This window comes from Ottowia sp. (assembly GCF_047975795.1).
In the GTDB taxonomy this organism is placed as follows: Bacteria; Pseudomonadota; Gammaproteobacteria; order Burkholderiales; family Burkholderiaceae_C; genus Ottowia.
The window spans coordinates 49,341-76,020 of record NZ_JBKEEE010000085.1; the positions used below are offsets into that span (position 1 = coordinate 49,341).

23 protein-coding genes, 1 tRNA gene and 2 pseudogenes are annotated in these 26,680 nt (G+C 59.0%); 18 read left to right on the top strand and 8 right to left on the bottom strand.

Annotation, left to right across the window (positions count from 1 at the left end):
* Positions 1-10: 10 nt before the first annotated feature.
* Positions 11-982 carry a Bug family tripartite tricarboxylate transporter substrate binding protein gene (locus ACK5NW_RS13155; RefSeq protein WP_416928794.1) on the bottom strand — a complete coding sequence of 324 codons (972 nt, stop codon included), beginning with the start codon at positions 980-982 and terminating at the stop codon, positions 11-13.
* A gap of 131 nt (positions 983-1,113) precedes the next feature.
* Here ACK5NW_RS13155 and ACK5NW_RS13160 point away from each other — a divergent pair, with 131 nt between their 5' ends.
* From ACK5NW_RS13160 to ACK5NW_RS13170, 3 genes are all read left to right on the top strand, one after another.
* Positions 1,114-1,455: a thioredoxin family protein gene (locus tag ACK5NW_RS13160; protein ID WP_416928796.1), complete on the top strand. Its 342-nt coding sequence runs from the start codon at positions 1,114-1,116 to the stop codon at positions 1,453-1,455.
* A 238-nt stretch (positions 1,456-1,693) separates the two neighbouring features.
* On the top strand, positions 1,694-2,200 hold the full coding sequence (locus ACK5NW_RS13165) for a Spy/CpxP family protein refolding chaperone (protein WP_416928798.1): 507 nt from the start codon (positions 1,694-1,696) through the stop codon (positions 2,198-2,200).
* A 57-nt stretch (positions 2,201-2,257) separates the two neighbouring features.
* A complete protein-coding gene (locus ACK5NW_RS13170) occupies positions 2,258-2,782 on the top strand; it encodes a Spy/CpxP family protein refolding chaperone (protein ID WP_416928800.1) in 525 nt (174 codons plus the stop codon).
* Positions 2,783-2,892: 110 nt separating this feature from the next.
* On the opposite strand, the gene ACK5NW_RS13175 is transcribed toward ACK5NW_RS13170, so the two are convergent.
* A complete protein-coding gene (locus tag ACK5NW_RS13175; RefSeq protein WP_416928802.1) occupies positions 2,893-3,264 on the bottom strand; it encodes a hypothetical protein in 372 nt (123 codons plus the stop codon).
* 196 nt (positions 3,265-3,460) lie between these two features.
* On the opposite strand from ACK5NW_RS13175, the gene ACK5NW_RS13180 reads away from it, so the two are divergent.
* The 4 genes and pseudogenes from ACK5NW_RS13180 to ACK5NW_RS13195 form a co-directional block, all read left to right on the top strand.
* Entirely contained in the window at positions 3,461-5,308 is a 1,848-nt protein-coding gene (locus ACK5NW_RS13180; RefSeq protein WP_416928804.1) for a glutamine--tRNA ligase/YqeY domain fusion protein, read from the top strand.
* A gap of 109 nt (positions 5,309-5,417) precedes the next feature.
* Positions 5,418-7,430: a DEAD/DEAH box helicase gene (locus ACK5NW_RS13185; RefSeq protein ID WP_416928806.1), complete on the top strand. Its 2,013-nt coding sequence runs from the start codon at positions 5,418-5,420 to the stop codon at positions 7,428-7,430.
* A 1-nt stretch (position 7,431) separates the two neighbouring features.
* Positions 7,432-8,061, top strand: coding sequence for a hypothetical protein (locus ACK5NW_RS13190; RefSeq protein WP_416928808.1), 630 nt, complete (start codon positions 7,432-7,434; stop codon positions 8,059-8,061).
* Positions 8,062-8,174: 113 nt separating this feature from the next.
* Positions 8,175-8,363, top strand: a pseudogene (locus tag ACK5NW_RS13195) (IS5/IS1182 family transposase); the annotation flags it as partial.
* A gap of 27 nt (positions 8,364-8,390) precedes the next feature.
* Here ACK5NW_RS13195 and ACK5NW_RS13200 read toward each other — a convergent pair.
* Positions 8,391-8,675, bottom strand: a pseudogene (locus tag ACK5NW_RS13200) (3'-5' exonuclease); the annotation flags it as partial.
* A gap of 234 nt (positions 8,676-8,909) precedes the next feature.
* Between ACK5NW_RS13200 and ACK5NW_RS13205 the strand changes: the two are divergent.
* From ACK5NW_RS13205 to lldD, 4 genes are all read left to right on the top strand, one after another.
* A complete protein-coding gene (locus ACK5NW_RS13205; protein ID WP_416928810.1) occupies positions 8,910-9,143 on the top strand; it encodes a hypothetical protein in 234 nt (77 codons plus the stop codon).
* A 403-nt stretch (positions 9,144-9,546) separates the two neighbouring features.
* Positions 9,547-11,304, top strand: a complete 1,758-nt coding sequence (locus ACK5NW_RS13210; protein WP_416928812.1) for an L-lactate permease — start codon at positions 9,547-9,549, stop codon at positions 11,302-11,304.
* A gap of 65 nt (positions 11,305-11,369) precedes the next feature.
* The gene (gene lldR / locus ACK5NW_RS13215) at positions 11,370-12,128 is read left to right on the top strand and encodes a transcriptional regulator LldR (RefSeq protein ID WP_416928814.1); all 759 of its coding nucleotides are present in this window, start codon (positions 11,370-11,372) and stop codon (positions 12,126-12,128) included.
* Between the two features lie 7 nt (positions 12,129-12,135).
* A complete protein-coding gene (gene lldD, locus ACK5NW_RS13220; protein ID WP_416928816.1) occupies positions 12,136-13,278 on the top strand; it encodes an FMN-dependent L-lactate dehydrogenase LldD in 1,143 nt (380 codons plus the stop codon).
* Positions 13,279-13,384: 106 nt separating this feature from the next.
* Here lldD and ACK5NW_RS13225 read toward each other — a convergent pair whose 3' ends face one another.
* The 4 genes from ACK5NW_RS13225 to xseB all read right to left on the bottom strand — a co-directional run bounded on the left by ACK5NW_RS13225 (position 13,385) and on the right by xseB (position 17,746).
* Complete coding sequence (locus ACK5NW_RS13225) at positions 13,385-14,467, bottom strand: TRAP transporter substrate-binding protein (protein ID WP_416928818.1); 1,083 nt, start codon at positions 14,465-14,467, stop codon at positions 13,385-13,387.
* A 170-nt stretch (positions 14,468-14,637) separates the two neighbouring features.
* The gene (gene dxs, locus ACK5NW_RS13230; protein WP_416928820.1) at positions 14,638-16,542 is read right to left on the bottom strand and encodes a 1-deoxy-D-xylulose-5-phosphate synthase; all 1,905 of its coding nucleotides are present in this window, start codon (positions 16,540-16,542) and stop codon (positions 14,638-14,640) included.
* Positions 16,543-16,577: 35 nt separating this feature from the next.
* Positions 16,578-17,522: a polyprenyl synthetase family protein gene (locus tag ACK5NW_RS13235; protein WP_416928822.1), complete on the bottom strand. Its 945-nt coding sequence runs from the start codon at positions 17,520-17,522 to the stop codon at positions 16,578-16,580.
* The gene (xseB, locus tag ACK5NW_RS13240; RefSeq protein WP_416928824.1) at positions 17,507-17,746 is read right to left on the bottom strand and encodes an exodeoxyribonuclease VII small subunit; all 240 of its coding nucleotides are present in this window, start codon (positions 17,744-17,746) and stop codon (positions 17,507-17,509) included. The genes ACK5NW_RS13235 and xseB overlap by 16 nt, the downstream gene beginning before the upstream one ends.
* A gap of 262 nt (positions 17,747-18,008) precedes the next feature.
* Between xseB and ACK5NW_RS13245 the strand changes: the two genes are divergently transcribed.
* The 3 genes from ACK5NW_RS13245 (at position 18,009) to ACK5NW_RS13255 (ending at position 21,009) form a co-directional block, all read left to right on the top strand.
* A complete protein-coding gene (locus ACK5NW_RS13245) occupies positions 18,009-19,145 on the top strand; it encodes an aromatic ring-hydroxylating oxygenase subunit alpha (protein WP_416928826.1) in 1,137 nt (378 codons plus the stop codon).
* Between the two features lie 89 nt (positions 19,146-19,234).
* On the top strand, positions 19,235-20,122 hold the full coding sequence (locus ACK5NW_RS13250) for a DMT family transporter (protein ID WP_416928828.1): 888 nt from the start codon (positions 19,235-19,237) through the stop codon (positions 20,120-20,122).
* Positions 20,123-20,139: 17 nt separating this feature from the next.
* Positions 20,140-21,009: a sulfurtransferase gene (locus tag ACK5NW_RS13255; RefSeq protein ID WP_416928830.1), complete on the top strand. Its 870-nt coding sequence runs from the start codon at positions 20,140-20,142 to the stop codon at positions 21,007-21,009.
* Positions 21,010-21,106: 97 nt separating this feature from the next.
* On the opposite strand, the gene ACK5NW_RS13260 is transcribed toward ACK5NW_RS13255, so the two are convergent.
* Positions 21,107-22,126 carry a ZIP family metal transporter gene (locus tag ACK5NW_RS13260; RefSeq protein ID WP_416928832.1) on the bottom strand — a complete coding sequence of 340 codons (1,020 nt, stop codon included), beginning with the start codon at positions 22,124-22,126 and terminating at the stop codon, positions 21,107-21,109.
* Between the two features lie 292 nt (positions 22,127-22,418).
* Between ACK5NW_RS13260 and ACK5NW_RS13265 the strand changes: the two genes are divergently transcribed.
* The 4 genes from ACK5NW_RS13265 to ACK5NW_RS13280 all read left to right on the top strand — a co-directional run bounded on the left by ACK5NW_RS13265 (position 22,419) and on the right by ACK5NW_RS13280 (position 26,427).
* Positions 22,419-22,494, top strand: a tRNA-Thr gene (locus ACK5NW_RS13265).
* A gap of 173 nt (positions 22,495-22,667) precedes the next feature.
* Positions 22,668-24,698: a M3 family metallopeptidase gene (locus ACK5NW_RS13270; RefSeq protein ID WP_416928834.1), complete on the top strand. Its 2,031-nt coding sequence runs from the start codon at positions 22,668-22,670 to the stop codon at positions 24,696-24,698.
* 74 nt (positions 24,699-24,772) lie between these two features.
* On the top strand, positions 24,773-25,429 hold the full coding sequence (locus ACK5NW_RS13275) for a glutaredoxin family protein (protein WP_416928836.1): 657 nt from the start codon (positions 24,773-24,775) through the stop codon (positions 25,427-25,429).
* Between the two features lie 206 nt (positions 25,430-25,635).
* Positions 25,636-26,427 (top strand): crotonase/enoyl-CoA hydratase family protein, encoded by a 792-nt coding sequence (locus ACK5NW_RS13280; RefSeq protein WP_416928838.1) that lies wholly within the window; start codon positions 25,636-25,638, stop codon positions 26,425-26,427.
* The last annotated feature ends 253 nt before the right edge of the window (positions 26,428-26,680 follow it).

Consider the following 26,680-nt stretch of genomic DNA (forward strand, 5'->3'; position numbering starts at 1 on the left):
CACCCCCCCCTCAATCCAGTGCAATCCCCTGCTCTTGAATCACCTTTTGCCAGCGCGCGCGCTCTTGTTGCAGCAGATCGGCATAAGCCTGCGGGGTACTGCCCACGGGTTCGATGCCAAATTCAATCAGTTTTTGCTTAATGGCAGGAGTGTGAATGGCTGCGGCCACCTGTTTTTGCAGCACGTCGCGCACTTCACTGGGCAAGCCCGCTGGCCCAGCCAAGCCCACCTGGGCCGAGACTTCAAAATCTTTGTAACCCAGCTCGGCAAACGTGGGCACGTCGGGCAACTGGGGCAGACGCTGGTGGTTGGCCACGGCCAGCGCACGCACCTTGCTGCCTTTGATAAAACCCGCACCTGCGGCCATGTCGACCATCATGGCCTGCACCTGCCCGCCCGCCAGATCACCCAGCGCAGGCGCGGCACCACGGTAAGGGATGTGCACCATGTGCAGCCCGGCGGTGACTTTGAGCATCTCCATCGCCAGATGGTGCGGGCTGCCCGCACCGGCCGATCCGTAGCTGATCTTGCCAGGGCTGGCTTTGGCTTTGGCGATGAAGTCCTTGGCGTCTTTGGCGTCAATGTTAGGGCCGACCACCAGAATCATCGGAAAGCGCCCCATCAAGGTGATGGGTGTCAGATCTTTATCGGGCCGGTAGCTGAGTTTTTTGTAGAGAAACTGGTTGAACACCAGCGTGCCGTTGTCGGCCGTCATGATCGAGTAACCATCAGGCACAGAGCGCGCAATTTCAGCGGCAGCAATGGCGGTGCCCGCACCGGGCTTGTTGTCCACCACCACCGGCTGGTTAACCTGGGTGGACAACTGCTGGCCCAAAGTGCGCGTTAAAAAATCGGTACCTCCGCCAGCCGGATAAGGCACCAACCAGCGAATGGGCTTGGACGGAAAAGCCTGCGCCCCTGCCGAGGCAGCGCCCAGCGTCAGCGGCAATGCAAGCAGTATGGCGGTCAAATGGTGTTTCATGGTCAAGTCTCCAGTCGCTGGTTTGATGAAAGTCAATCCTAAATGCGCGGCCTTGGTGGTGGCTATCAGGACATATCCGAACGACCCAAGCGCTTTAGCGCCAAGCCCAAAAGCAGACGATACTGACCCCCATGTCTTACATCGCCACCTTCACCCCCGAAACCCTGAGTCGCACTGACGTGGACGCCCTGCGCGGGCCACTGGTGCTGGAGTTTGGCCGCAACGACTGCGGCTGGTGTCAGCGCGCGCAACCGTTGATCGAAGCTGCCTTCATCCAGGCTGGAGCGCAAGTGCCGCACGTCAAGATCGAAGACGGCCGGGGCCGTCCACTGGGCCGCAGCTATGGCATCAAGCTGTGGCCTACGCTGGTGTTTTTGCACCACGGCGTGGAAGTGGCACGGCTGGTGCGACCACAGCAAGCCCACATCGTCATCGATGCCCTGATGCAACTTGAAAAGCTATCCAATCAATAGCTTTAAAGACTTTGCGCACAAGCGTCAAATGATAATTAGACGCTTGTTCTCAAGATATGCAGATTCAGCCAATGCGCATCCAACACGCCTCTCGGTATCGTTTTTTGCGACTACCGAATCCACTTGACCCATCGGCCATTCGGCGCACTTACACTCCATGCATTTCATCCAGCAACCCGCTGAATGACATTGTCATCAGAGACTTTTGACCGTTTAGCGAAAGGAATCCGTTTTAACCGTGCCGTCGATATTCAAATACTTGGCCCTGACCGTCACGCTGGCCACCGTCAGTGCCGCCGCTCTGGCGCAAACCAGTCCCCCGCCCTCACCACCGCCCAAAGCACTCCAGGCATCCGAAAGTGCCTCAGAGTTGGAGTCCGAGCAGGCTTTTCGTAAAAGACGTCTGAAATGGGCCGTCGAGGATTACACCCAGCAGATGAATGTGCTCAAGCTCAAACTCAAAATCACCCCTGCACAAGAAACAGCTTGGGGCCGCTTTCAGGTGGCCATGCAACCCACGCTGGATTTCAGCGTCTATGACCAGCATCGAGATGATCCGGATAACCTCACAGGGCCTCAACAAATTGACCAGGCAGAACAAATCCGCGCCCCACGCGAAGCGGCCATGCGCCAGCGCGGCGCGGCCGTGAAAACGTTTTATACACAGCTCACTCCCTACCAGCAAGGCATGTTCGATGCTCAGAATTTGCGTGAGCTGATGGTTCGCGGCTGGCCGCGTTATTGATGGCACCAGCTTTATCAACCTTCGTTTTTTAATCCCTATAAAAGGAAACCACCCCGCATGTCCAGCACACTCCAGCGCCTCATTCTGGCCACCACCCTGGCTGCCGCCAGTCCTATCGTACTGGCCCAATCGGCCCCGCCCGCACCGCCTGCCCCAGCACCGGCGTTCAAATCGGTTAAAGCCATCATGGGCGACGAGGACGAAGAGTCCAAACAGTCAGAGCAAGAGCGCAGGCTGGAGCGCGCCAACAAGCGTTTTGAACGCACCATGGACACCTTCAAGCGGCAGTTAAAAATCACGCCCGCACAAGAACCGGCCTGGAGCAGCTTCCAGGCCGCCATGCGCCCCTCGTTTGCAGACGATTACGAATACCTCAGCATCAGCAGCGAAGAGCTGGCCCCGCTGACCGCACCCGAGCAGATCGACCTGACCGAAAAGCGTCGCGCCGACCGTCAGGCGGTGGTGCTGCAGCGCGGCAAAGCCATCAAGGCGTTTTACACCCAGCTCACGCCCTACCAGCAAGGCGCGTTCGACACCTATGGCCTGCGCCGCTTGATGGGATCAGGCTGGCCGCGTTATTGAGCGCTGAGAATTTTCCGCAAGATGGGCGCAGGCTTTTTTTGAAAGCCTGCGCTTTTTTTGCGGGCTGCGGATTGTGGCTGTGGGGGCAAGCAAACGCTGCCGCCCACCCATCAACGCCGGTAGTAGCCGCCGCCCCGATGGCCACCATGATGGCCGCCACGCCTGCCCTGACCACGGTAGCGGTGGTGCCGATGCCGGTGGCCGCCATCGCCCCACACGCCAAACGACACCGCAGGCCCGTACACCACTGGTGCGCCATACACCGGCGCGCCGTAATACACCGGGGCAGGGGCATACATTGGGGGCTGCACGTACACCGGCGCTGAATACACGGGCGCGGCATAGACCGGCGGCGCATACACCGGCGCAGGCACATTCACCCCCACCGACCAGGACACATCACCGGCTTGCGCCACGCCAGAGGCTGTAGCTGCCATCAGCCCAACCCATGCCATCAGGCTCATGCGTTGAATCATGTTCATGAAAAGCTCCTTGCAAGTCACATTGTTTGCCTGTTTAACGGCCCAGCACCAGATTCAGCCCACAGCCGGAATGTGAACTTGTGCAACAAAATTACTCATGGACAGATTCGATTTGACTTCCGCCCTGCCCGCGCCATGCGGCACCGCAGGCTTTGCGGCATGCGCCATCGGCCTGCACGACGCCTAAAATTCGCCCATGACTTCCCCAAAAGACAAAAAAAACGCCGACGACGGCCACAAACCCAGCAACTTTCTGCGCCACGTGATCGACCACGATCTGGCCCAGGGCACCTACGCCAGCCGCCATTGGGGCGGCCAGCCCGGCGACGGCCCCAGCCACCAGGCGGGCGCGCCCGATCCTGCCAAGGTGCGCACCCGCTTTCCGCCCGAACCCAATGGCTACCTGCACATTGGCCACGCCAAAAGCATCTGGCTCAACTTCAGCCTAGCCAAAGAATACGGCGGCGTGTGCCACCTGCGCTTTGACGACACCAACCCCGAGAAAGAAGAGCAGGAATACGTCGACAGCATCCGCGACAGCGTGCAATGGCTGGGCTGGGACCACCACTTTGCCGACGACCCGGCGCGCCCCGGCGTGGCACAGCCGCACGAATACTTTGCCAGCGACTACTTTGACTTTATGTACCGCGCCGCCGAATGCCTGATCGAGCACGGCCATGCCTATGTGGACGAGCAAACGCCCGAGCAAATGCGCACAGCCCGCGGCGACTTTGCCACCCCCGGCACCAACAGCCCTTTTCGCGACCGCAGCCCCTCTGAAAACTTAAAGCGTTTTCACGAGATGGCGCAGGGCCAGCATGCGGATAGCGCTATGGTGTTGAGAGCAAAAATCGACATGGCATCGCCCAACATCAACCTGCGCGACCCCACCCTCTACCGCATCCGCCGCGCCACCCACCACGCCACCGGCGACAAATGGTGCATCTACCCGATGTACACCTTTGCCCACCCCATCGAGGACGCGCTGGAGCAAATCACCCACAGCATCTGCACGCTGGAGTTTGAAGACCAGCGCCCCTTCTACGACTGGCTGCTGGCGCGCCTGGCCGAAGGCGGCCTGCTCACCGCCCCGCCGCCACGCCAGTACGAGTTTGGCCGCCTGAACGTCGGCCACGTCATCACCAGCAAACGCAAGCTGCGCCAACTGGTGGAAGAAGGCCACGTGCAAGGCTGGGACGACCCCCGCATGCCCACCATCGTCGGCCTGCGCCGGCGCGGCTACACGCCCGAGGCGCTGCGCCTGTTTGCTGAAAGATCAGGCGTCACCAAAAGCGGCGACGCCTGGACCGACTACGCCGCGCTGGACGCCGCCCTGCGCGAAGACCTGGAAAACAAGGCCCACCGCGGCATGGCCGTGCTCGACCCCATCAAGCTGGTGCTCACCAACTGGGCCGAAGTGTTCGGCTCTGACGGCTACACCGAAGACTGCACCCAACCCGCCCTGCCCCACAGCGCGATGGCCGAGGGGCAAACCCCGCCGCCCGACCGCGTGTTCAAGATCGGCAAGGACGTGTGGATCGAACGCGAAGACTTTGAAGAAGTGCCGCCCAAGGGCTACAAGCGCTTGTTCCCTGGGAACGTGGTGCGCCTCAAGGGCGGCTACGTCATCGAATGCACCGGCGTCGGCGCCAGAGACGCCGACGGCAACGTGACCGAAGTGCACGCCAAAGTGATCGCCGGCACCAAGAGCGGCACCCCCGGCGCCGACAGCGTCAAGGCCAAAGCCGCCATCACCTGGGTGGGCGCCGCCGACGGGGTGAGCGCCGAAGTGCGCCTGTACGACCGCCTGTTCACCGACCCGCAACCCGACGCGGGCGGCAAGAACTTCCTGGACGCCCTCAACCCCGACAGCCTGAAAGTGGTGACGGCGGTCGTGGAGCCATCACTGGCCGCCGCACTGCCGGACCAGAAATTCCAGTTCGAGCGCCACGGCTACTTTGTGGCCGACCGTGCGGACCATGGCGTGGACGAGAAAGTGGTGTTCAACCGGGTGACGGGGTTGAAGGATAGTTGGGGGAAATGATGCTTGGTTTGGACTCTCGAATTTGTATTCCACAGCCATTACAAATCGACACCCATCTTTTCTGAGCGACGGACTGAAATCTGAACCAAAATTCTTAACAGGAGAAGAAATGAGTAGCTTCTTTTACTTGCAAGTTGAAAAGAATCAAAAAAACCACAGGCTCATTGACTCCGTATCAACATACTGCGAGCAAAACAAGATTCAAGCATACTTAATTGACCATCCACTTGGCGACACAAAGTATACATACGAATACAAAGACGCCCTCGTCTTACTTATACCGAAACACAAAATCACCTTCATCACATTCAGCGAATCCACCCAAAATTTCGAGGACTATGTAGATGACTTTATTGAAGATCTTGGATCGATTTCTGACAAATACCGGTACAAGAATTCAATCGGAAGACCAAAAAGCTGGCGAGAAGATCTAACAACAACAATCTCCCACGAAAAAATTATAGATTTTGAGAATTTTTTGGATTCGATAAAAATCGAAAACACAAACAGGCAGCGAGTTTGCGAACTCCTAATATCTCTGCTAACAGGCAGCATTAACGATATTGACAAGGTGGGCGTAGAGACGCCCACAACACTCCTAGATCAGGTAAAACAGAAAATTCTCCTTTTTGATGGAGATCAAACTCGCTTTGTCTACCAGCAGCCTACGAAATCCAAGGTTATCATTCAAGGACTATCTGGAACAGGGAAGACAGAACTGCTCCTCCATAAGCTCAAAGAAATCTACCTAGCATTCCCAGAGTGCAAGATTGCGTTCACTTGTCACAACAAAATTCTGGCCGATAGTCTTAGAAGGAGAATTCCTGAGTTTTTCGACTTCATGAAGGTAGAACAACAAATTCAGTGGGATGAACGCCTTTGGTGTACGCATGCTTGGGGATCTCTTTCGGACCCAAACTCTGGAATCTATAGATACATATGCGAAAAGTATCAAATTCCATTCGAGCGATATAGTCGCTACATGTCTTTCGATAAGGCATGCAAACTAGCGCTTGCACACTTAGAGAAGAACCCGCCGAAGGAACACGCATTCGATTTCTGTTTAATTGACGAAAGTCAAGACTTCCCCGCTTCATTTTTCGATCTATGCAAGGAAGCAACCAACTCAACTCTATATATTGCAGGGGATGTTTTTCAAAGCATATTTAATGAGAACATCACATTTTCGATTGAGCCAGATTACCTCCTGACCAAATGCTATCGAACGGACCCGAAGACATTAATGTTCGCCCACTCTCTTGGAATGGGTCTGTTTGAGCCGAAAAAACTTCGTTGGCTTGAAGATCCAGAATGGGCAGCTTGCGGTTATATAGTCAAAAAGGGTGAGTCGAATGGCACCTACGAACTAAGTCGGGAGCCACTTCGCCGCTTTGAAGACGTAGATCGCAAAGATTTTCCGAGCGTCATAATTTCCAAGACAAGCGATCCGTTTATTCAGGGCGCATCGGATCAAATTCTCTATTGCATCAACCAAATCAGGCGAGAAAATCCCACTGTCACACCTGACGATATAGGTGTCATATTATTGGACTCGAACGACGCAGCATTTTCACTTGGGAGCATGCTCGAACTTCGAGTTCCTCGTGAAATCGGCTGGCAAGTCAACGTCGCCTATGAAACCAAAAGAAAAATAAAAGATCACCTTTTTGTAAGCAACAAAAACAACGTGAAAGGGCTAGAGTTTCCGTTTGTAATCTGCGTGACCAGTCAGATTAAAAGTAGCTACTCCTATCGAAATTCAGTCTACATGACATTAACTCGCTCCTTTATTCAAACATATTTTGTTGTATCAGAGAACAACAACTTCAAAGTACTCCCATCAATTGAATCCGGACTAGCCGAGATCAACAAGAGTGGCCGAATTTACGTCCAAGCCCCAACAGGTGATGAAAAAAATAAGATCAGCGCGACGATCAAGTACTCCGCAGACTCTGAGTCATTTTATGATATGACTCACCGGATATTTGAAGAACTAAATATTCTACCAATTTACCGAGATGGCCTCCTAGAAATTGTAAAGAATGTTTTTTCTGAAGACTACGAGTATGAACGGCTGCGTGAGGTCATCGAATTTAACTACAAAGCCATGCACGAGGAATAACGTGAAGCACTTTACGTTTCAAATTGACGCCTACCAAGCGCAATGGATGCTCAGTCCAATAAGATCAAAAAATGATATCATTTATCTACTAATGCAATCAATAAAAATAATGCTTCTCCCTAATGTCACTACACTTGGCGCAGTGGGCGAAATGACGCTTCAAGTTGAAAAAATGAATCGACTAATTTTTGATTTTGAAAAGAAGATATTTTCAATAAATTTTCCTTTCACAGCAATTGAAGATAACAACGCTCTGACTTTTAGATCAAATCATCATCCAAAGATCGACAGCAAGGTGGCTTCTGAAGTTTTATCAGTGATCACGAAAAGTGAAAAATTTGAGAGCAAAGAAGTTTTGCACTTTGCCGATCCAATTTCCGACTATTGTCAATTCGATGATGACTTTTGGAGTTTATTTCGAGAACTTCTGATGTTCGAGGATGGATATATTAGATATGATCACGATGAAAGCAGAAGCAACGGCCACCTACATCCACTCCATCATTTCGACGTATTTTATTCAAGCGGCAGCACGTTCAAACTAGGCTCGGCCAATGGAGTGTCCAGAGAGCAATTTGTAGATGTGCTTAATCTAAACACCAACTGCCATTTCGTCTCACCGATCAATTGAAGCTGAGTACAGGCAAGGGAACCTCTAAAAACCCTCCGCCATCCAACCGCAGGGAACCTCTAAAAACCCTCCGTCATCCAACCGCAGTCCGAGACGCCCCTACCCGCATGATGATGAAACTGCGCAGTGCCCTGAAGCACGATCTGTTCGCCGATGACGCCCACAGGCGCAAGATCGAGAGCTTGGGCGATCCCCTGGAGCTGATCGCTCGGCACATCGACTTTGAGCATCTGGCAGGCCTGATCGATGGTTTGTATCCCCGCACCGATGGCAGCAAAGGCGGTCGCCCACCATACCCCACAGGCATAGGGGTCACACAGGCATAGGGGTCAGGTCTTGCCTTTTGCCCATGGCCGCGCAGCGAACTTCCCGCCCCCACTCGCCCCAATCACCAAACGCTGCGTCGCCCGCGTAGCCCCCACATAGAACAGCCGTGCCTCCTCGCGCTCGTCTTCGCCTTCGGCGGGCATGTGGCCGGCGCCAACCAGCGCCACCACCGGGAACTCCAGCCCTTTGCTGGCGTGCAGCATCATCACCTTGATGCGGTCGTGAGCGGGGCCGAACACGCTGGATGAGTTGCGGCGCAGCTGGTGCGGCAGCTTACGTTTGCGCAGCAGGGTCTTGCCTTTTGCCTGACGACGAGCAGCAAAGTTCTCAATCTCAACCGCCCCAATGCCCATATAAGCGCGCACTCAACCAAATTTACAAGCCAGACACTGCAAGATTACCTTACACCTGCAAGCTTAAAAGTTTCCATAACTTGCAAAGAAATGCGCGCCATGATTTCAAACTGTCCTTTTCGTCATACCGCCCTCGTTCTGCTCATGTCCGTCGCAGCGGCAGCGACCATGGCCCAACCCTCATCGGACACTGGGCCGGGCGGCAATCAGGGCAACGGTCGGCCCATGGGGCCGCCACCCGAAGCCTACGCCGCCTGCCAGGGCCAAGCCGAAGGTGCATCGGTCACCCTCACTACGCCTGATGGCAAGCAGATGGCCGCCACTTGCACCAAAGGGCCAGACGGCCAAGTGGCTGCCCGCCCCAACGATATGCCCAAAGGCCCGCCCCCGCGCAACCGCTAAGGCAGCAACCGCAGCAGCTCAAGGATCGAATAGCGACGGCTTCAGACCATCCAGCCCGATCTGTTCCTCCCGCCACTGTCCGCAGGCAAAACTTTCAATGTGTTAAATTGGTCATACCAATTTAACACCCAATCAAGCCAAACGGAATCGTTTTTGCCCCGTCCAAACACTGCACCAAGCACAATTTACAGAAAAATCCGCATTAAATATTTATCAGGGTAATTACCTATCTTCATTATTTGGTCTTACCAATACGATACCGGGACGTGCTTGGGCTTGGATTCAAAAGCAGCGCAAGCGCCTCGCGCCGGTGCAGCGGCAACCTGCGCATCGAAGCTGCCAGGGCATTGGCTCGGCCAAGGCAGCCCGATCCGACTGAATTGAAGATGAGGAGACTTTCCCTATGAATACCGGCTACGCGTTGATGGCGCTGGCACCCATTGGTGTCGTCTTTTTGCTGATGGTGGTGCTGGGACGATCAGCCAAACTGTCGATGGGCACGGCTTATGCCACCACGGCGCTGCTGGCTTTGTTTGTCTGGGGGGCCAAAGGCGCGGTAGTGGCTGCCGCCACCGTGCACGGCATCGTCACAGCCATCACACTGCTGTTCATCGTGTTCGGTGCGATCTTGCTGCTCAACACCCTTAAAGAAGGCGGCGCGCTGACGGCGATTCGGCAGGGGTTTATGGACATCTCGCCCGACCGGCGTGTGCAGGTGCTGATCGTGGCCTGGTTGTTCGGCTCACTGATCGAAGGCTCATCCGGCTTTGGCACGCCATCGGCCGTGGGCGCGCCCCTGCTGCTGGCGCTTGGTTTTCCGGCCATGGCGGCGGCCATGTCGGTGCTGGTGATTCAGTCCACGCCGGTGTCGTTTGGCGCGGTGGGCACGCCCATGCTGGTGGGCGTGCGCTCGGGCATCGACAACAAGGAAGACATTGCCGCGCTGATTGCCCCCATGCAGCCGTCTGACTATCTGCTGCAAATCGTGCAGAACGTGGGTTTTCTGCACGCCGTGGTGGGCGTGTTCATTCCGCTGATTCTGTGCGGATTGCTGACACGCTTTTTTGGCGAAAAGCGTTCGTTCACTGAAGGACTGAAAGCCTGGAAGTTCGCGCTGTTTGCGGGCGTGGCTTTCACGGTGCCGTATTACTTCATCGCGCGCGTGCTGGGGCCAGAGTTTCCGTCGCTGCTGGGCGCGTTGATTGGCTTGATGATTGTGGTGCCTGCAGCCAAAAAGGGCTTTCTGGTACCCAAAGAGACGTTTGACTTTCCGCCGCGCACCCGCTGGTCGAGCCATTGGCTGGGTACTGTGTCGGTGGCCGATGACCACAGCACCGCGCCAAAATTCTCCGTCTTGCGCGCCTTCGCACCCTATGTGATCGTGATCGCCCTGCTGATCATCACCCGCACCATCGCGCCCATCAAGGCGTTTCTGACCGGGCCGCTGACCACCATCAAGTTTGCCAACCTGTTTGGAACATCCATCTCCACCTCTGCACAGTTTTTGTACGCACCGGGGTTTGTTCTGATACTGGCGTCGCTGGCCTGCATCGTGCTGTACGGCATGAGCGGCAAGCAGTATGGCGCGGCGGTCAAAGCCTCGGCCCTGACCATGGTGGACGCCGCCCCGGCGCTGCTGCTGGCGGTGCCCATGGTGCAGGTGTTCATCAACTCGGCAGCGGCCGATGGCTCTTTGGTCAGCATGCCCATGATGCTGGCGCAAGGCGCAGCCGCCGTGGCGGGGCAGGCATGGCCAAACGTCTCGCCGTGGGTGGGCGCGCTGGGGGCGTTCATCGCTGGATCGAACACCGTCAGCAACATGATGTTCTCGTACTTCCAGTTCTCTACCGCGCAGCAAATTGGGCTGGGCATTGATGCATCAGCCATCGTGGTAGCACTGCAAGCCATTGGTGGCGCAGCGGGCAACATGATTTGCGTGCACAACGTGGTGGCCGCAGGCGCCGTGGTGGGTTTGATGAACCGCGAGGGCGAAGTGGTGCGCAAGACGCTGATCCCCATGGCCTACTACTGCATCCAGGCCGGCTTGATTGGCCAGGCGCTGATCACCGGCATGACCGGCTGGTGGATCGCTGCCATCGTCTGGTTAGGATTGTTCCTGCTGACCATGAGCTTTGCGCGGGGCAAGCCTTTGAACGCCTGAACGCGCAACCCATCCGGTAGCCAGGTATTTCCTGCCCATCACCTTGTAGCAATCTTTGCAGCGACATGCGCATCTCCGACGAAGTGGCCCAGCAACTGCTGGCGCTAATGCAGTCCCGGGGCATCCAGCCCGGCCAGCGCCTGCCCGCCGAGCGCCAGTTGGCCGAAGATCTGGGCGTGTCGCGCACCTCGTTGCGCGAAGCCATGCAAAGACTGGCCAGCTTGGGGGCCATCGTCACGCGTCGTGGCGATGGCAGCTACGTGCAAAACACCGAACCCGACTGGTCGCAAAGCGCACTGAAGCCGCTGGCCAACTTGTTGACAGAAGATGCGGCTTACCGCTACGACGTGCTGGAGGCACGCCACGCGCTGGAAAGCAGCACCGCATGGCACGCCGCCCATCGCGCCACGCCTGGCGACAAGGCGCACATTCGGCGCTGCTTTGATACCCTGGTGCACCACCAAGCCAACGCCGATGCCGACCGCGCCGCCAAGGCCGATGCGCAGTTTCATCTGGCCATTGCCGAGGCCTCGCACAACCTGGTGCTGGTGCAGGTCATGCGCAGCCTGTTCGATCTGGTGCTGTCCACCGTGGCCGCCAACCGGCGCGCCATGTTCGTGGCCTCAGACCGCCCCACCATGCACGCTTTGACCTCCCAGCACGAAGCGCTGATGCAGGCCATTGACAGCGGCGATGCCGAACAGGCACGCCGCGTTATCGGGCAGCACCTGGACTACGTGCACTCCTCTGTGCGTCAAGGCGATGAAGATGACGCCCGGCGCAACCGTGCATCACGCCTGGTCACCCCCTATTCCAAGGTTTAACACCATCATGATCATTTCCTCCCCTGCCGATTACCGCGCCGCTGCTCAAAAGCGGTTGCCGCCCTTTTTGTTCCACTACCTCGATGGCGGCGCTTATGCTGAAAAAACACTGCGTCACAACGTCGATGATTTGGCCGAAGTGGCGCTGCGCCAGCGCGTTCTGAAAGACATGAGCCAGCTCGACACCAGCATTGAGCTGTTTGGCGAAAAGCTGTCCATGCCCGTGGCGCTGTCGCCCGTCGGCCTGACCGGCATGTACGCCCGCCGTGGTGAAGTGCAAGCCGCCCGCGCAGCCGCCGACAAAGGCGTACCGTTTTGCATGTCCAGCGTATCGGTCTGCCCCATCGAAGAAGTGGCCCCGAAACTTGATCGCCCCATGTGGTTCCAGCTTTATGTGCTGAAAGACCGTGGCTTCATGAAAAACGTGCTCGAACGCGCGCAGACCGCAGGCTGCTCGGCGCTGGTCTTCACCGTGGACATGCCCGTGCCCGGCGCACGCTACCGCGACATGCATTCGGGCATGAGCGGCCCCAACGCCGCCCTGCGCCGCTACTGGCAAGCCGCCACACACCCGCACTGGGCCTGGAACGTTGGCCTGCACGGCAAACCGCACGATCTGGGCAACATCTCCAAATACATGAACAAGGTGATCGGGCTGGAAGACTACATCGGCTACCTGAGCGCCAACTTCGATCCTTCCATCTCATGGAAAGACCTGGAATGGATTCGAGACTTCTGGAAAGGCCCCATGCTGATCAAAGGCATCCTCGACCCCGACGACGCGCGCGACGCCGTGCGCTTTGGTGCCGACGGCATCGTTGTGTCCAACCACGGCGGCCGACAACTGGACGGCGTGCTGTCATCCGCGCGAGCACTGCCGCCCATCGCCGACGCCGTCAAAGGCCAGATCAAGATTTTGGCCGACTCAGGCATTCGCAACGGCCTGGACGTGGTGCGCATGCTGGCCCTGGGTGCCGACTGCACCATGATCGGCCGCGCCTTCATCTACGCCCTGGCCACCGCAGGCCAAGCCGGCGTGGCCCACCTGCTGGATTTACTGGAAAAAGAAATGCGCGTGGCCATGACGCTCACCAGCGTCAAGAACGTGGCAGAGATTACGGGCGATTTGCTGGCCAAGCAAAAACTCTAATTTTTCACCCTGTTGGCGATTAATAAGCATACAGCGCAGCGCATAAGAAAAGCCGCCCAAGGGCGGCTTGAAGCACAAGGTGCTTGCGCTGGTCGCGGTATGCCGATCAGATTTTGCGCGTGTACATGAAGTTGTCGAAACCGGCTTCGCAAAAGCGGAACCACAGCAACTGGTCGCGCTGAAAGCCTTTCATGTCAGCGTAAATCTTCTTCCACTCAGGACTCTTTTTATCGTTTTCGGCAAAGACTTCCATCGATGCCTTGAACGCTGCGTCCATCACGTCTTTCGGGAAAGGCTTGAGCTGGGTCTTGTTGGCCACCAGTTTCTTTAGCGCAATCGGATTCAGCGTGTCGTACTTGCTCAACATGTCTTCAGCAGCAAAGGCACATGCGGCTTCCAAAATGACCTTGTTTTCGGACGACAACGCGCCAAATGCCTTGTTGTTGACGTAGAACGACACTTCGGGGCCACCCTCCCACCAACCAGGGTAGTAGTAGAACGGGGCCACTTTGTTGAAGCCCAGTTTTTCATCGTCGTAAGGCCCCACCCATTCGGCGGCGTCCAGCGTGCCTTTTTCCAGCGACTGGTACACCTCTCCGGCGGGAATGCTCTGGGGCACGGCACCCAGTTTGGACATCACCTCGCCCACCAGGCCGCCGCCCAGACGCATCTTCAAGCCCTTGAGGTCGGCCACCGATTTCAGCTCTTTGCGGTACCAGCCACCCATCTGGGCACCGGTGTTGCCGCCGTTGAAGCTCATCATGTTGTAGGCCGAGTAAAACTCGTTCATCAGCTTGCGGCCATTGCCGTGGTTCATCCACGCGTGCATTTGGCGCGCATTGAAACCGAACGGCACCGCAGAGCCCAGTGCAAACGCAGGGTTCTTGCCGTAGTAGTAATAAGGCACGGTGTGGCCCATCTCGACGGTGCCACCTTGCAGGCCGTCGACAATGCCAAACGGGGGCATCAGCTCGCCACCGGCGTGCACGGAAATCTCGAACTTGCCGCCCGACATCTCCCTGACCTTCTTGGCCATAACTTCAGCACCGCCGTAAATGGTGTCGAGCGATTTGGGAAAACTGGAGGCCAGACGCCAGCGCACCGCCGCCTGGGCGTGCACGGCAGGCGCCATGCCAGCGGCCAGCACACCAGCGATACCGGCACGCTTGATGAGAGAACGACGATCCATGAAGTGGGTACTCCTCTTTGGGTTTGAAAGTTGCTAACCCGCTGAGTGTAATGGCCCACTGCCTCAGCCCCATTAGGGATTCACCTGTCGCCAACGCATCCGACCATAGGGCTGTCATACAGGCTGCGTCCGGCCAATCTCCGCGCGGCCTACCCAATCAGGGCCTGTTGTTAACCCACAATTTTGAGTGCAGGCCCATCGCCGCCGAGCAGTGCTTCGAGCTTGTGGCGTATAGCACCTTCCATGCCTACAGCATCCAGGCCGTGCATTTGCAACAGGCGGGCCGGGTCGCCATGTTCAATGAACGTGTCCGGCAAACCCAGTTGCAGCAGGGGCTTGAGCACATGGGCTTGGTTCAGCGCCTCAGCCACGGCGCTGCCTGCGCCGCCCATCACAGCACCTTCTTCTACGGTGACCAGCAGATCATGCGTGGCCGCCACCTGAAGCAGCAGTGCCAGATCCAGCGGCTTGACCCAGCGCATGTTGACCACGGTCGCGTTCAGGCGTTCAGCCGCTTCCAATGCGGGGTACAGCAAGGTGCCGAAGGCCAGTATCACCACACGCTCGCCCTGGCGGTGCACTTCGCCTTTGCCAAATGGCAGGCTGCTGAGATCGGGCAGCGGCTCCACCCCTACTCCCGCGCCGCGCGGGTAACGCACGGCCACTGGGTGGTTTTGCTGGTACGCCGTGCTCAGCAGTTGGCGGCACTCGCGTTCATCGGCGGGGCAAGCCACGCTGACGTTGGGAATGCAGCGCAAATAAACGATATCGTAATTGCCCGCGTGCGTGGCACCATCCGCGCCCACCAGGCCGGCCCGATCCAGCGCAAACACCACGGGCAGGTTCTGGATTGCCACATCGTGAATCAACTGGTCGTAGGCACGCTGCAAAAAGGTGGAGTAAATTGCCACCACTGGCTTCAAACCCTCGCACGCCAAGCCTGCGGCGAAAGTGACTGCGTGTTGCTCGGCAATGCCGACGTCGTAGTAACGCTCGGGAAATTTTTTGTGGAACTCCACCATGCCCGAGCCTTCGCGCATGGCGGGGGTGATGCCGACCAGCTTGTCGTCCACCGCCGCCATGTCGCACAGCCAGCGCCCAAACACCTGAGTGAACGTTGGCTTGGGCGCGGTGACGGGTTTGACCAGCCCTACCGCCGGGTCGAACTTGCCCGGCCCGTGGTAGGCCACCGGATCAGCCTCTGCCAGTTTGTAGCCTTGGCCTTTTTTGGTGACCACATGCAAGAACTGCGGGCCGATTTGCTGATCCATCAGCTCGCGGATGTTTTCCAGCGTGGGAATCAGCGATTCCAGATCATGCCCGTCAATCGGGCCAATGTAGTTAAGGCCAAATTTTTCAAACAGCGTGGCAGGCACCACCATGCCTTTGGCCTGCTGCTCCAGGCGCTTGGCCAGCTCAAACAAAGGCGGCACCGGCCCCAGCATGGACTTGCCCATGTTTTTGGCGGCGGCGTAGAAATTGCCGCTCATCAACTGCGCCAAGTAACGATTGAGCGCGCCGACGGGCGGGCTGATGGACATGTCATTGTCATTCAGCACCACCAGCAGGCGTGCGTCGCGCTCCACGCCCGCGTTGTTCATGGCCTCGAAAGCCATGCCGGCCGTCATGGCTCCATCGCCAATTACGGCCACGGCTTTGCGGTCTTCGCCTTTTTGGCGCGCAGCCAAGGCCATGCCCAGCGCCGCCGAAATGCTGGTAGACGAATGCGCGGTGCCAAAGGTGTCGTATTCGCTTTCGTCACGGCGCGGAAAGCCTGAGATGCCCCCCAGCTGGCGCAGGCTGGGCATGCGCTCGCGGCGGCCCGTCAATATCTTGTGGGGATAGGTCTGGTGCCCTACGTCCCACACCAACCGGTCATAAGGCGTGTTGAACACGTAGTGCAAGGCAATCGTCAACTCCACCGTGCCCAGATTGGAGCTGAGATGGCCGCCGGTTTTGGAAACGTTGTGCAACACACAGTCGCGTACTTCACGTGCCAGCTCTTTCAATTGCGGGCGCGACAAATGGCGCAAAGCGCCCGGATGGTCAATGGATTCGAGAAGTTGGCTTGCCATGTCAATGTGAGGGGTTCAATCAATACATGGTGGATTCAATGTGTGCGGTTGACCACCCAGTCTGCCAACGCGCGCAAATGCGCCACCTGCGGCAGCCCTGAAGCGTCCAGCGCCCGGTGCGCCTGCGCAGACAATTGCGCCGCCAGATTTTGCGACGCTTGCAGGCCCAGTACCGACACGTAAGTCGGCTTGTCGGCTGCCGCGTCCTTGCCTGCTGTTTTGCCCAGCACGGCAGAATCAGCCGTCACGTCCAGCACATCGTCCACCACCTGGAAAGCCAGGCCCAGTGCCGCGCCATAGTCACCCAGCGCCGCAGCCACCTGGGCAGGCACGTCCAGCCCGCAGGCCACACCCATGCGCACACTGGTTTGCAAAAGCGCACCGGTCTTCAGCTCGTGCATATGGCGCAACTCAGCCTCGTTCAAGCGCTGGCCCACACTGGCCAGGTCAATCGCCTGCCCACCAGCCATGCCGTCGGCCCCAGCGGCCCGCGCCAACAAGCCGCACAAATGCGCCTGCATGGCGGCAGGCACGTTGGCATCGGTATCTACTGCGGGGGTCAGCAATTCAAACGCCAGCGCTTGCAGCGCATCGCCCGCCAGCAAAGCCATGGCTTGGCCATAACGCACATGCACTGTCGGCTTGCCACGGCGCAACACGTCGTTGTCCATGCACGGCATGTCGTCGTGCACCAGCGAATAGGCGTGAATCAGCTCCACAGCGCAGGCCGCGCGCAGGGCCGCCTCGGCATGGCCCGCCACGGCCTCGCACGCCGCCAGCACCAGCAAAGGCCGCAGCCGCTTGCCACCATCGAGCACCGCATAGCGCATGGCCTCGCCCAGCCCCGCCGGCACTTCTGCAGGCACCCAACGCGACAGTCTTGCTTCCACTTGAGCTTGCTGCGCGCTCATCCAGACTGTGAAATCACTGGCGCTCATGGTGCTGGCGTTCATGGCACAGATATTCATTCTTGCGTCCATGGCTTGACGGCACCCGACTCGTCCAGCACCTTCACCTGATCTTCCACCGCTTGCAAGCGATCATGGCAGTAATGCAGCAGCTCAGTGCCACGCTGGTAGTGGGCCAGCAACTGCTCCAGCGGCAACTGGCCTGACTCCAAAGCGGTCACCAGTTGCTCCAGCTCTTGCACGGCATCACCGTAGCTGGTCGGTGGTGGTGGACGGGAGTTCGTTTTTCTGGGCATGGCGGGGCAAAGGGGTTTATTTTAGGTGGCTCATGCGCTGGTCGTGTGACGCGGGTCGTGCCAAAGCACGCGCAAGGCCACGTATCTGGCATTTACAGACAGCTCATTGCCACCTGTTGGCCACCGGTTCAGACCCCGCAGGGTACAATTTGCAGTTCCCTTGAATGCAAAGCTTCTTGGGTCCGTTGCGCGCCATATCCTTTGATGGTTCAGCGCTTACTTCCTGCCCCTTCATAGGGGGAGTCTCTAGGTCGGATACACCATGTCTGATTTAAGTCTTCAGTTACAGCAGGCGGCAAGTCAACTTCCCGTCACTTCTTACTTCGATGCGGCCCTTCTTGCACGCGAAAAGGAGCTGCTCTTCGATGCCGGGCCTCGGTACATCGGCCATGCGCTGGCCGTGCCAAATCCGGGCGACTACTTTGTGCTGCCGCAAGAAAACGGCGGGCGTGCGCTGGTGCGCAATGCACAGGGTCAGATCGAGCTGATTTCCAACGTCTGCCGTCACCGCCAGGCAGTCATGCTGAAAGGCCGTGGCTCGCTGGCTCAGCACGGTCAAGGGCACGCAGGTGGCAATATCGTGTGCCCGGTGCACCGCTGGACTTACGCGCCCAGTGGCGAGTTGCTGGGCGCACCCCACTTCAAGCACGACCCCTGTCTGAACCTCAACAATTACCAGTTGCGCGACTGGAACGGTCTGCTGTTTGAAGACAACGGCCGCGACATCGCTGCCGATCTGGCGGGCATGGCGGTGGCCCCTGACCTGTCGTTCGAGGGTTATGCGCTCGATCACGTTGAGCTGCACACCTGCAACTACAACTGGAAGACTTTCATCGAGGTCTACCTGGAGGACTATCACGTCGACCCCTTCCACCCCGGTCTGGGCAACTTCGTCACCTGTGACGACCTGCACTGGCAAATGGGCGGCGAGTACTCGGTGCAAACCGTGGGCGTGGCCCCCACTTTTGGCCAGCCCGGCTCTGACGTGTACAAGAAGTGGCACGAAGTGCTATTGAAGTACCAGGGTGGCGATCTGCCCACGCGCGGGGCCATCTGGCTGACCTACTACCCGCACATCATGGTGGAGTGGTATCCGCACGTGCTCACCGTGTCCACGCTGCATCCCATCAGCGCCGACCAGACGCTGAACATAGTGGAGTTTTATTACCCCGAAGAAATCGTCGCCTTTGAGCGCGAGTTCGTCGAAGCACAGCGCGCTGCCTACATGGAAACCTGTATCGAAGACGACGAAATTGCCGAGCGCATGGACGCCGGTCGCAAGGCCCTGATGGCACGCGGGGACAACGAAGTCGGCCCCTACCAAAGCCCCATGGAAGACGGCATGCAGCACTTTCACGAATGGTACCGGCGCGCCATGGGCATCACCACTGTGGCCTGACACGTTCTTTCTCGTTAGCTATCTTTGCGATAGTGGCCTGCGCAATGTTGTTCAGCGCGCAGGCCATTTTTTATTCATAATCGCCCGCCATGCAAGCCGCCTGGATGATTGCCGCCGCGTTCTTTTTTGCCACCATGACAGTGGGTATCAAATACGCATCGGTGCAGTTCAACCCGTTCGAGATCGTGTTCTACCGCGGCATTGTCGGCGTGGTGTTCATGGCGTTTGTGACGCGCGCGCGTGGCGTGTCGCTGCGCACCACCGTGCCCACCATGCACCTGTGGCGCAACATCGTCGGCGTGGCGGCGCTGGTGGCCTGGTTTTACGCCATTGCCGGGCTGCCATTGGCCACTGCCATGACGCTGAACTACATGAGCGGCGTGTGGGTGGCCACCTTCTTGGTGGCAGGCACGCTGGTCATGGGCAAACTGTCCGATGTGCGCCGTCAAGGCCCACTGATGCTGGCCGTGCTGTGCAGCTTTGCGGGTGTGGTGATGATGCTGCGCCCCACCATCGAGCAAAACCAGTTGTTCGCCGGGCTGGTAGGGCTGCTGTCGGGCGTCATGGCCGGATTGGCCTACATGCAGGTGGCCGCACTGGGCCGCGTGGGCGAGCCGGAAACACGCACCGTGTTCTATTTTTCCCTTGGTGCCACGCTGGCGGGTCTGGTTGGCATGCTGATCACTGGCCCCCACGCCTGGACTTGGCCCGCCGCCGCCTGGCTGCTGCCGATTGGCGTGCTGGCCGCCCTGGGCCAGTTGTGCATGACGCGCGCCTACACCCACGGGGCTACCATGGTGGTGGCCAACTTGCAGTATTCGGGTATCGTGTTTGCGTCGCTGTACGGCCTGTGGCTGTTCAACGCCCAAATTCCGCTGATTGGCTGGACGGGCATGGCGTTGATCGTGGCCAGCGGCATCGCCGCCACCTTTTTGCGCGCCCGCGCCATGCCCAATCCACCCATTGAAGAACACTGAAAGCACAGCCTCTGGCCATGTACACCCATCTCATCACCACCACCCAGCTGCAACAGCTCCAAGCCGAAACAAACGCTGCACGCCAGCCTGTCCTGGTGTTCGACTGCACGGCCGATCTGGCCGACCCCACCAAGGCCGACACCCAATTCGCCAGCGGCCACATCGCTGGTGCCGTGCAAGCCCATCTGGAGCGCAATTTGAGCGCCACACGGGCCGAAGATGCTGTCAACGGTGGACGTCATCCACTACCGAAAAGAGAGATTTTTACGCAATGGCTGCAAGCGCTGGGCATGAACGATGACACCCAGGCGGTGGTGTACGACCGCAATGGCAGCGCCTTTTGTGGCCGCCTGTGGTGGATGCTGAAATGGGTCGGTCACGACGCGGTGGCCGTGCTCGACGGCGGCTGGGCCGCTTGGCAAGCGGCGGGCGGTGCGGTTGCAAGCGGCCCGGCCACGCCGCGCCCGACCGGCCACTTCAGCCTGCGCGCGCCGTTGCGCCGCCTGGTGCGTACAGACGAAGTGGCAGCCCAACTCGGCCAACCCACGCAAACCGTGGTCGACGCCCGCGCTGCGGCCCGCTACCGCGGTGATGAAGAACCGCTGGACCCTGTGGCCGGGCACATTCCGGGGGCGCTGAACCGTCCCTTTACAGACAACTTTGCCGAAGATGGTCGCTTCAAACCCGCCGCGCAACTGAACGCCGAGTGGACGGCCCTGCTGGCCGGGCGCGATGCCACCAGCGTGGTGCACCAGTGCGGCAGTGGCGTCACTGCCATCCCTAACGCGCTGGCCATGGAACTGGCGGGTTTTGCCCCAGTGGGCGTGTACGCAGGTAGCTGGAGCGAATGGAGCCGCACGCCTAGACTGCCTTGCGCCCAAGGGTAAAGCGCCCACATACGCAACACTTCACCAGAATCAGGCTTTCACGCTTGAGCAAGCCGCCTGTGCAACTATCGAACAAGAAGCGGCCTGCACGCCATGCTCAATGCGCACCCGAAGCTGCTGGCTGCGCAAAAGACGAGGGCTGGTCATGGTCATGTCCATGCTCTGTTTCATGATCGTGGTCAGCCGCCCTCGACTGCTCACGCACATAACCACTGCCATGCTCGTGGTCATGCGGATCTCCATGACCCAACTTATGGCTTAATGCGCCCATCGCGCCCACCAGCACCACGCCGATGGCCAGCCACAGCAGTTGCGCCGCCGTCTGGCGCGCAGGCAAGCGCTTTTGCAGTTGCGGGATGAGATCTGCCAGTGCCACATAAATAAAGCTGCTGGACGCCAGCACCACCAGATAAGGCAGCCAGCCGTCCAGTTGGCCCAGCAGCCAGTAGCCCGCCAATCCACCCAGCGCCGTCACAGCCCCGGCCAACGACACTTTGGTGAGCGCCGTACGCCGCCCGTGCGCACCAGTGTCGCGCAGCACCGCCAGATCACCCATGTGGTGCGGCACCTCGTGGGCCAGCACCGCCAGCGCCGCCATGATGCCCAGGCGCAGATCGGCCACGAAAGCCGAGGCAATCAGCACGCCATCGCCAAAACAATGCACGCTATCGCCCGCCAGCACCGACCAGCCGCCGCTGCGGGCTGTATGAGCATGTAAGTGTCCATGCGCATGCAGGTGTCCGTGCGGACGCTCATGCGCGTGCTGATCGTCGTCCGGGTGCGTTTCGTTCAGCGCGTCTTGACCATGCATGGCCTCGTCCAGCGAAGGCAGGCCAGGGTCGTGCTCATGCCCGTGGTGCCACAGCTCGGCTTTATCCAGCAAAAAGAAAAAAATCAGCCCGGTAAACACCGTCAGAAACAACGACTGCGGCGAACGCCCGCTTTCAAACGCTTCGGGCAGCAAATGCAAAAAGGCCGTGGCCAGCAGCGCCCCAGCCGCCAGACTGAGCATGTGCTGGGTGTAACGCGCCAGCGCGCCAAAGCTGAGCAATGCGGCCAACCACACGCTGCCCACACCAGCCAGCACGGTGCCCACCAAAATTGATATCAAAATCATAGCTACCAACGATTTCCATACAAGCGACAGATGCGCCTTTTGTGTCTAAATTATTCTTGCCAAGCAGCATAAGACGCGCAAAAAACCGCCTTTTGAAGACGCTCTGATCCCTTTGTGTTCAGCAGATTTGAGTGGCCGATTTCATCTTAGCAACGCTGTCAAGCGACATGCCGACAATCGGCAGCGCCTTTGGGCTTCGGTGATCTGCTCAAAAGCGCGCATGGCGTATTTGGCTTTCAACCATCTGCACGTCGGCAGCAACAGACACGCCCAGCTATAATTCCCGCTTTTCGCCGACTTAGCTCAGTTGGTAGAGCAACGCACTCGTAACGCGTAGGTCGCCAGTTCGATTCCGGCAGTCGGCACCACACCTCAAGCCCGCACCGTTCTAAAGAACGTGCGGGTTTTTTCATGGTTAAATCAGCCCTTTGCGCAATTGCACAAAGCGTCACAAGCTATCGTTTTCATATCAAACTAGTCCTTGATCTTCCCGCTCGCCAAGCGCTTGATGTCACCCATCTTTGCCCTCACTTAAGCCCTCATGACCCAACCCCTGCTTGATTTTTCTGACCTGCCGCTGTTCGACCAGATTCGCCCCGAGCACGTCGCTCCCGCCATGGATCAATTGCTGGCCGAAGCCAGCGCCGCGCTGGAACGCGTGGTGGCCCCTGACTACCCGGCTGAGTGGACACCCATGGCACGCACGCTGGACGTGGCCACCGAACGTCTGGGCCGCGCCTGGGGCGCGGTAGGCCACCTGAACGCCGTGATGGACACACCCGAGCTGCGCGCCGCCTACAACGCCACCTTGCCCAAAGTGACCGAATTCTGGACCCACATGGGCGCGGACGAGCGGCTGTACGCCAAATACAAAGCCATCGACCCAGCCACGCTGAATCCTGAGCAATTGCAGGCACGCCAAAACGCCTTGCGCGGCTTTGTGCTGGGCGGCGCGGAGCTGCAAGGCGCTGACAAGGCACGCTTTGCCGCCATTCAAGAACGCCTGGCCGAGCTGGGACAAAAATTCAGCGAAAACGCACTCGACGCCACCGACGCCTACACCTATTACGCCAGCGATGCGGAAATGGCAGGCGTGCCAGACGACGTGCAGCAGGCCACGCGCACAGCAACAGAACAAGACGGCCAGCCGGGCTACAAGCTGACGCTGAAGCTGCCGGTGTACCTGCCTGCGATGCAGTTCGCGCACGACCGCGCGCTGCGCCAGCGCCTGTACCGCGCTTACGCCACCCGCGCGTCCGATCAGGCCGAAGGCGATGCCGTGCAATACGACAACACCGCCATCATGCGCGAGCTGCTGGCGCTGCGTCAGGAAGAGGCCCAACTGCTGGGTTACGCCAACTTTGGCGAAGTGTCGCTGGTGCCCAAGATGGCCGATTCGCCCCAGCAAGTGATCGATTTTCTGCGCCAACTGGCCGCCAAGGCGCGCCCGTTCGCCCAGCGCGACGTGCAGGATTTGCGCGACTTTGCCGCCCAAAACCTGAGCCTGAACGCGCCTGATGCCTGGGACTGGGCCTATATCAGCGAAAAGCTGAAAGAAGCGCGCTACGCCTTCAGCGAACAAGAGGTCAAGCAGTACTTCACCGCGCCCAAGGTGCTGGGCGGGCTGTTCAAGATTGTGGAAACCCTGTTCGAGGTACACATCCGCAAAGATGTGGTCCCGGTGTGGCATCCGTCAGTGGAGTTTTACCGTATCGAAAGGAATGGCCAGTTGCTGGGCCAGTTTTACCTCGACCCCGGCGCACGCAGCGGCAAACGCGGCGGCGCCTGGATGGACGACGTGCGCCCGCGCTGGCTGCGCCCAGACACCGGCCAGTTGCAAACCCCTGTGGCGCATCTGGTGTGCAACTTTGCCGAAGGCGTGGGCGGCCAGCCACCGCTGCTCACGCACGACGACGTGACCACCTTGTTTCACGAATTCGGCCACGGCCTGCACCATATGCTGACGCAGGTGAACGAACGCGACGTGTCCGGCATCAACGGTGTGGAATGGGACGCTGTGGAACTGCCCAGCCAGTTCATGGAAAACTTCTGCTGGGAATGGAACGTGCTGCGCCACATGACGGCTCATGTGAACACCGGCGAGCCACTGCCCCGCGCGCTGTTCGACAAGATGCTGGCAGCCAAAAACTTTCAGGCGGGCATGCAAACGCTGCGCCAGATCGAATTTGCGCTGTTCGATATGTTGCTGCACACCCGTATCGACCAGCAAGCCGATATCCAGCCACTTCTGGCGCAGGTGCGGGCTGAGGTGGCAGTGATTCAACCGCCCGCCTTCAACCGCATGGTGCACACCTTCAGCCACATTTTTGCCGGGGGCTATGCAGCGGGCTATTACAGCTACAAGTGGGCCGAGGTGCTGTCGGCCGACGCCTACGCCGCTTTTGAGGAATCTGCCACAAAAGACGGTTTGCCCAGCGTGGAGACCGGGCGACAATACCGCCAGGCCATCCTGGAAGTCGGCGGCAGCCGACCGGCCATGGAGTCGTTCAAAGCCTTCCGGGGCCGCGAACCCACGCTGGATGCGCTGCTGCGCCACCAAGGCATGGCTTGAGCCTGTTTTTTGGTTGGTGCACCATCGCACCACACAAAGCCCGCACATTGAACATCATCAGGAGTTGTACCGTCATGCCCCGTCCCTCTGTCACACGCGCTCTGCTGCCTATTGCCCCTGTTGCCGCCCTGCTGCTGGCAGCCGCCACCGCACAGGCGCAGGTTTACCGCAACGTGGGCGCAGATGGCCGCATCACCTACACCGATCGTCCCGTGGCCGATGCGGCAGCAGGCAGCCAGGGCCGCGCTGGCGACAGCACTGCGGGTGGCGCAGCCTTGCCCTATCAGCTCAATCAGACCGCGCAACGCTATCCGGTCACCCTTTACTCCGGCAACAGTTGTGCTGCCTGCAACACGGGCCGTAACCAACTCATCCAGCGCGGCATACCCTTTACCGAAAAAACCGTCGAAAGCAACGAAGACATCGCCGCCCTGCAACGCCTGACCGGTGGTAACCAACTGCCCGTGCTGACCATCGGCGGCCAGCGCCTGTCGGGTTACTCGGACGCGGAATGGACACAATACCTGGATGCAGCGGGCTATCCCAAATCGTCGCAATTGCCCAGCAGCTACCAGCGCCCGGCCGCCACGCCTTTGACCACGGCCAAGGCCGCCGCCCCTGCGGCGCAGCCAGCCGCCGCCGCGCCCGCCACCAGCACCTCCGCCACCGCGCAAGAACCCGGCGTAAGCCCCCGCCGCAACGCCAACAACCCCGCAGGCATCCGGTTCTAAGTCTGCCTTTGTTTTGGCCAACCCTGCGCCAAAACAAAAACAGCCCGCATGACAGCCGCTTGGGGCTGACTTGGCGGGCTTTTTCTTTTTTGCAAACTGATCAACCGCAGGTCAAATTAAGGGTTTTCCCTTGGCTTGATGGCCGCCAAAGCCCTTGTTTTTAGTTATCAAACATAACCATAATCATGATCACAAGGAGATCCTAAATGTCCACAACCAGCCCAGACCTGTCGGTTGAACTCACTGGCCAGAACAAAGACATTGCCGTCGTGCGCCTGACGCGTCCGGCCAAGCGCAATGCGCTGTCCGACGGCTTGATTCTTGCCATTCGCGATGCGTTTCAGAGCTTTGCAGACAGCGTGCGCGTGGCCGTCATCGATGGCGAAGGCGAGCACTTTTGCGCCGGTCTGGATTTGTCCGAGTTAAAAGAGCGCGACGCGGGCCAAGGCGTACACCATTCACGCATGTGGCATGGCGCGCTGGACGCGGTGCAGTTCGGCCCCGTGCCCGTGATTGCCGCCCTGCATGGCGCGGTGGTCGGCGGTGGGCTGGAACTGGCCAGCGCTGCGCACATTCGCGTGGCTGATGACACCACTTTTTTCGCCCTGCCCGAAGGCACGCGCGGCATTTTTGTAGGCGGTGGCGGTTCGGTACGCATTCCCAAGCTGATTGGCGCAGCGCGCATGACCGACATGATGCTCACCGGGCGCGTCTACAACGCCGCCGACGGCGAGCGCCTGGGCTTGGCGCAATACCTGGTGCCCGGCGGCACGGCGCTGGACAAGGCGCTGGAGCTGGCCACACGCATCGCCACCAATGCGCCGCTGACCAATTACGCCCTCACCCACGTTCTGCCCCGTATTGCCGAGCAACCGGCCGACCACGGCTTCATGAGCGAAGCGCTGATGGCCGCCATTGCCCAGTCCGCCCCCGAAGCCAAGGCCCGCGTGCGCGATTTTCTGGCGGGCAAGGCGGGCACCAAGGTCAAGAAAGCCTGATTGCGGCGGGCTGCTTCAACCGTGTCAACCGTGGCTTGATGGCGGCCCGCATTTTTACAAGCCATTTTCGCACCCAGCGCCCAACACAGCAGCCCTGACAGCTATTAAAAACAAAGCGGAGACAAACCTATGATGAAAGGAAGTGAGATATTTCCCCGCGCTGCGGCGAGATAAATGCGGGACTTGCCGGGATACGCGGGGACTTGGCGGGACAGATTCTGCAACGCCGTTTCCACTGTGGGAAAAACGGTCG

Bases quoted from the DNA above. Each gene is read 5' to 3' on its own strand.
- ACK5NW_RS13155 (WP_416928794.1), bottom strand. From the start codon at position 982: ATGAAACACCATTTGACCGCCATACTGCTTGCATTGCCGCTGACGCTG.
- ACK5NW_RS13160 (WP_416928796.1), top strand. From the start codon at position 1,114: ATGTCTTACATCGCCACCTTCACCCCCGAAACCCTGAGTCGCACTGAC.
- ACK5NW_RS13170 (WP_416928800.1), top strand. From the start codon at position 2,258: ATGTCCAGCACACTCCAGCGCCTCATTCTGGCCACCACCCTGGCTGCC.
- ACK5NW_RS13175 (WP_416928802.1), bottom strand. From the start codon at position 3,264: ATGAACATGATTCAACGCATGAGCCTGATGGCATGGGTTGGGCTGATG.
- ACK5NW_RS13180 (WP_416928804.1), top strand. From the start codon at position 3,461: ATGACTTCCCCAAAAGACAAAAAAAACGCCGACGACGGCCACAAACCC.
- ACK5NW_RS13185 (WP_416928806.1), top strand. From the start codon at position 5,418: ATGAGTAGCTTCTTTTACTTGCAAGTTGAAAAGAATCAAAAAAACCAC.
- ACK5NW_RS13205 (WP_416928810.1), top strand. From the start codon at position 8,910: ATGGCCCAACCCTCATCGGACACTGGGCCGGGCGGCAATCAGGGCAAC.
- ACK5NW_RS13210 (WP_416928812.1), top strand. From the start codon at position 9,547: ATGAATACCGGCTACGCGTTGATGGCGCTGGCACCCATTGGTGTCGTC.
- lldR (WP_416928814.1), top strand. From the start codon at position 11,370: ATGCGCATCTCCGACGAAGTGGCCCAGCAACTGCTGGCGCTAATGCAG.
- lldD (WP_416928816.1), top strand. From the start codon at position 12,136: ATGATCATTTCCTCCCCTGCCGATTACCGCGCCGCTGCTCAAAAGCGG.
- ACK5NW_RS13225 (WP_416928818.1), bottom strand. From the start codon at position 14,467: ATGGATCGTCGTTCTCTCATCAAGCGTGCCGGTATCGCTGGTGTGCTG.
- dxs (WP_416928820.1), bottom strand. From the start codon at position 16,542: ATGGCAAGCCAACTTCTCGAATCCATTGACCATCCGGGCGCTTTGCGC.
- ACK5NW_RS13235 (WP_416928822.1), bottom strand. From the start codon at position 17,522: ATGGACGCAAGAATGAATATCTGTGCCATGAACGCCAGCACCATGAGC.
- xseB (WP_416928824.1), bottom strand. From the start codon at position 17,746: ATGCCCAGAAAAACGAACTCCCGTCCACCACCACCGACCAGCTACGGT.
- ACK5NW_RS13245 (WP_416928826.1), top strand. From the start codon at position 18,009: ATGTCTGATTTAAGTCTTCAGTTACAGCAGGCGGCAAGTCAACTTCCC.
- ACK5NW_RS13250 (WP_416928828.1), top strand. From the start codon at position 19,235: ATGCAAGCCGCCTGGATGATTGCCGCCGCGTTCTTTTTTGCCACCATG.
- ACK5NW_RS13255 (WP_416928830.1), top strand. From the start codon at position 20,140: ATGTACACCCATCTCATCACCACCACCCAGCTGCAACAGCTCCAAGCC.
- ACK5NW_RS13260 (WP_416928832.1), bottom strand. From the start codon at position 22,126: ATGATTTTGATATCAATTTTGGTGGGCACCGTGCTGGCTGGTGTGGGC.
- ACK5NW_RS13270 (WP_416928834.1), top strand. From the start codon at position 22,668: ATGACCCAACCCCTGCTTGATTTTTCTGACCTGCCGCTGTTCGACCAG.
- ACK5NW_RS13275 (WP_416928836.1), top strand. From the start codon at position 24,773: ATGCCCCGTCCCTCTGTCACACGCGCTCTGCTGCCTATTGCCCCTGTT.
- ACK5NW_RS13280 (WP_416928838.1), top strand. From the start codon at position 25,636: ATGTCCACAACCAGCCCAGACCTGTCGGTTGAACTCACTGGCCAGAAC.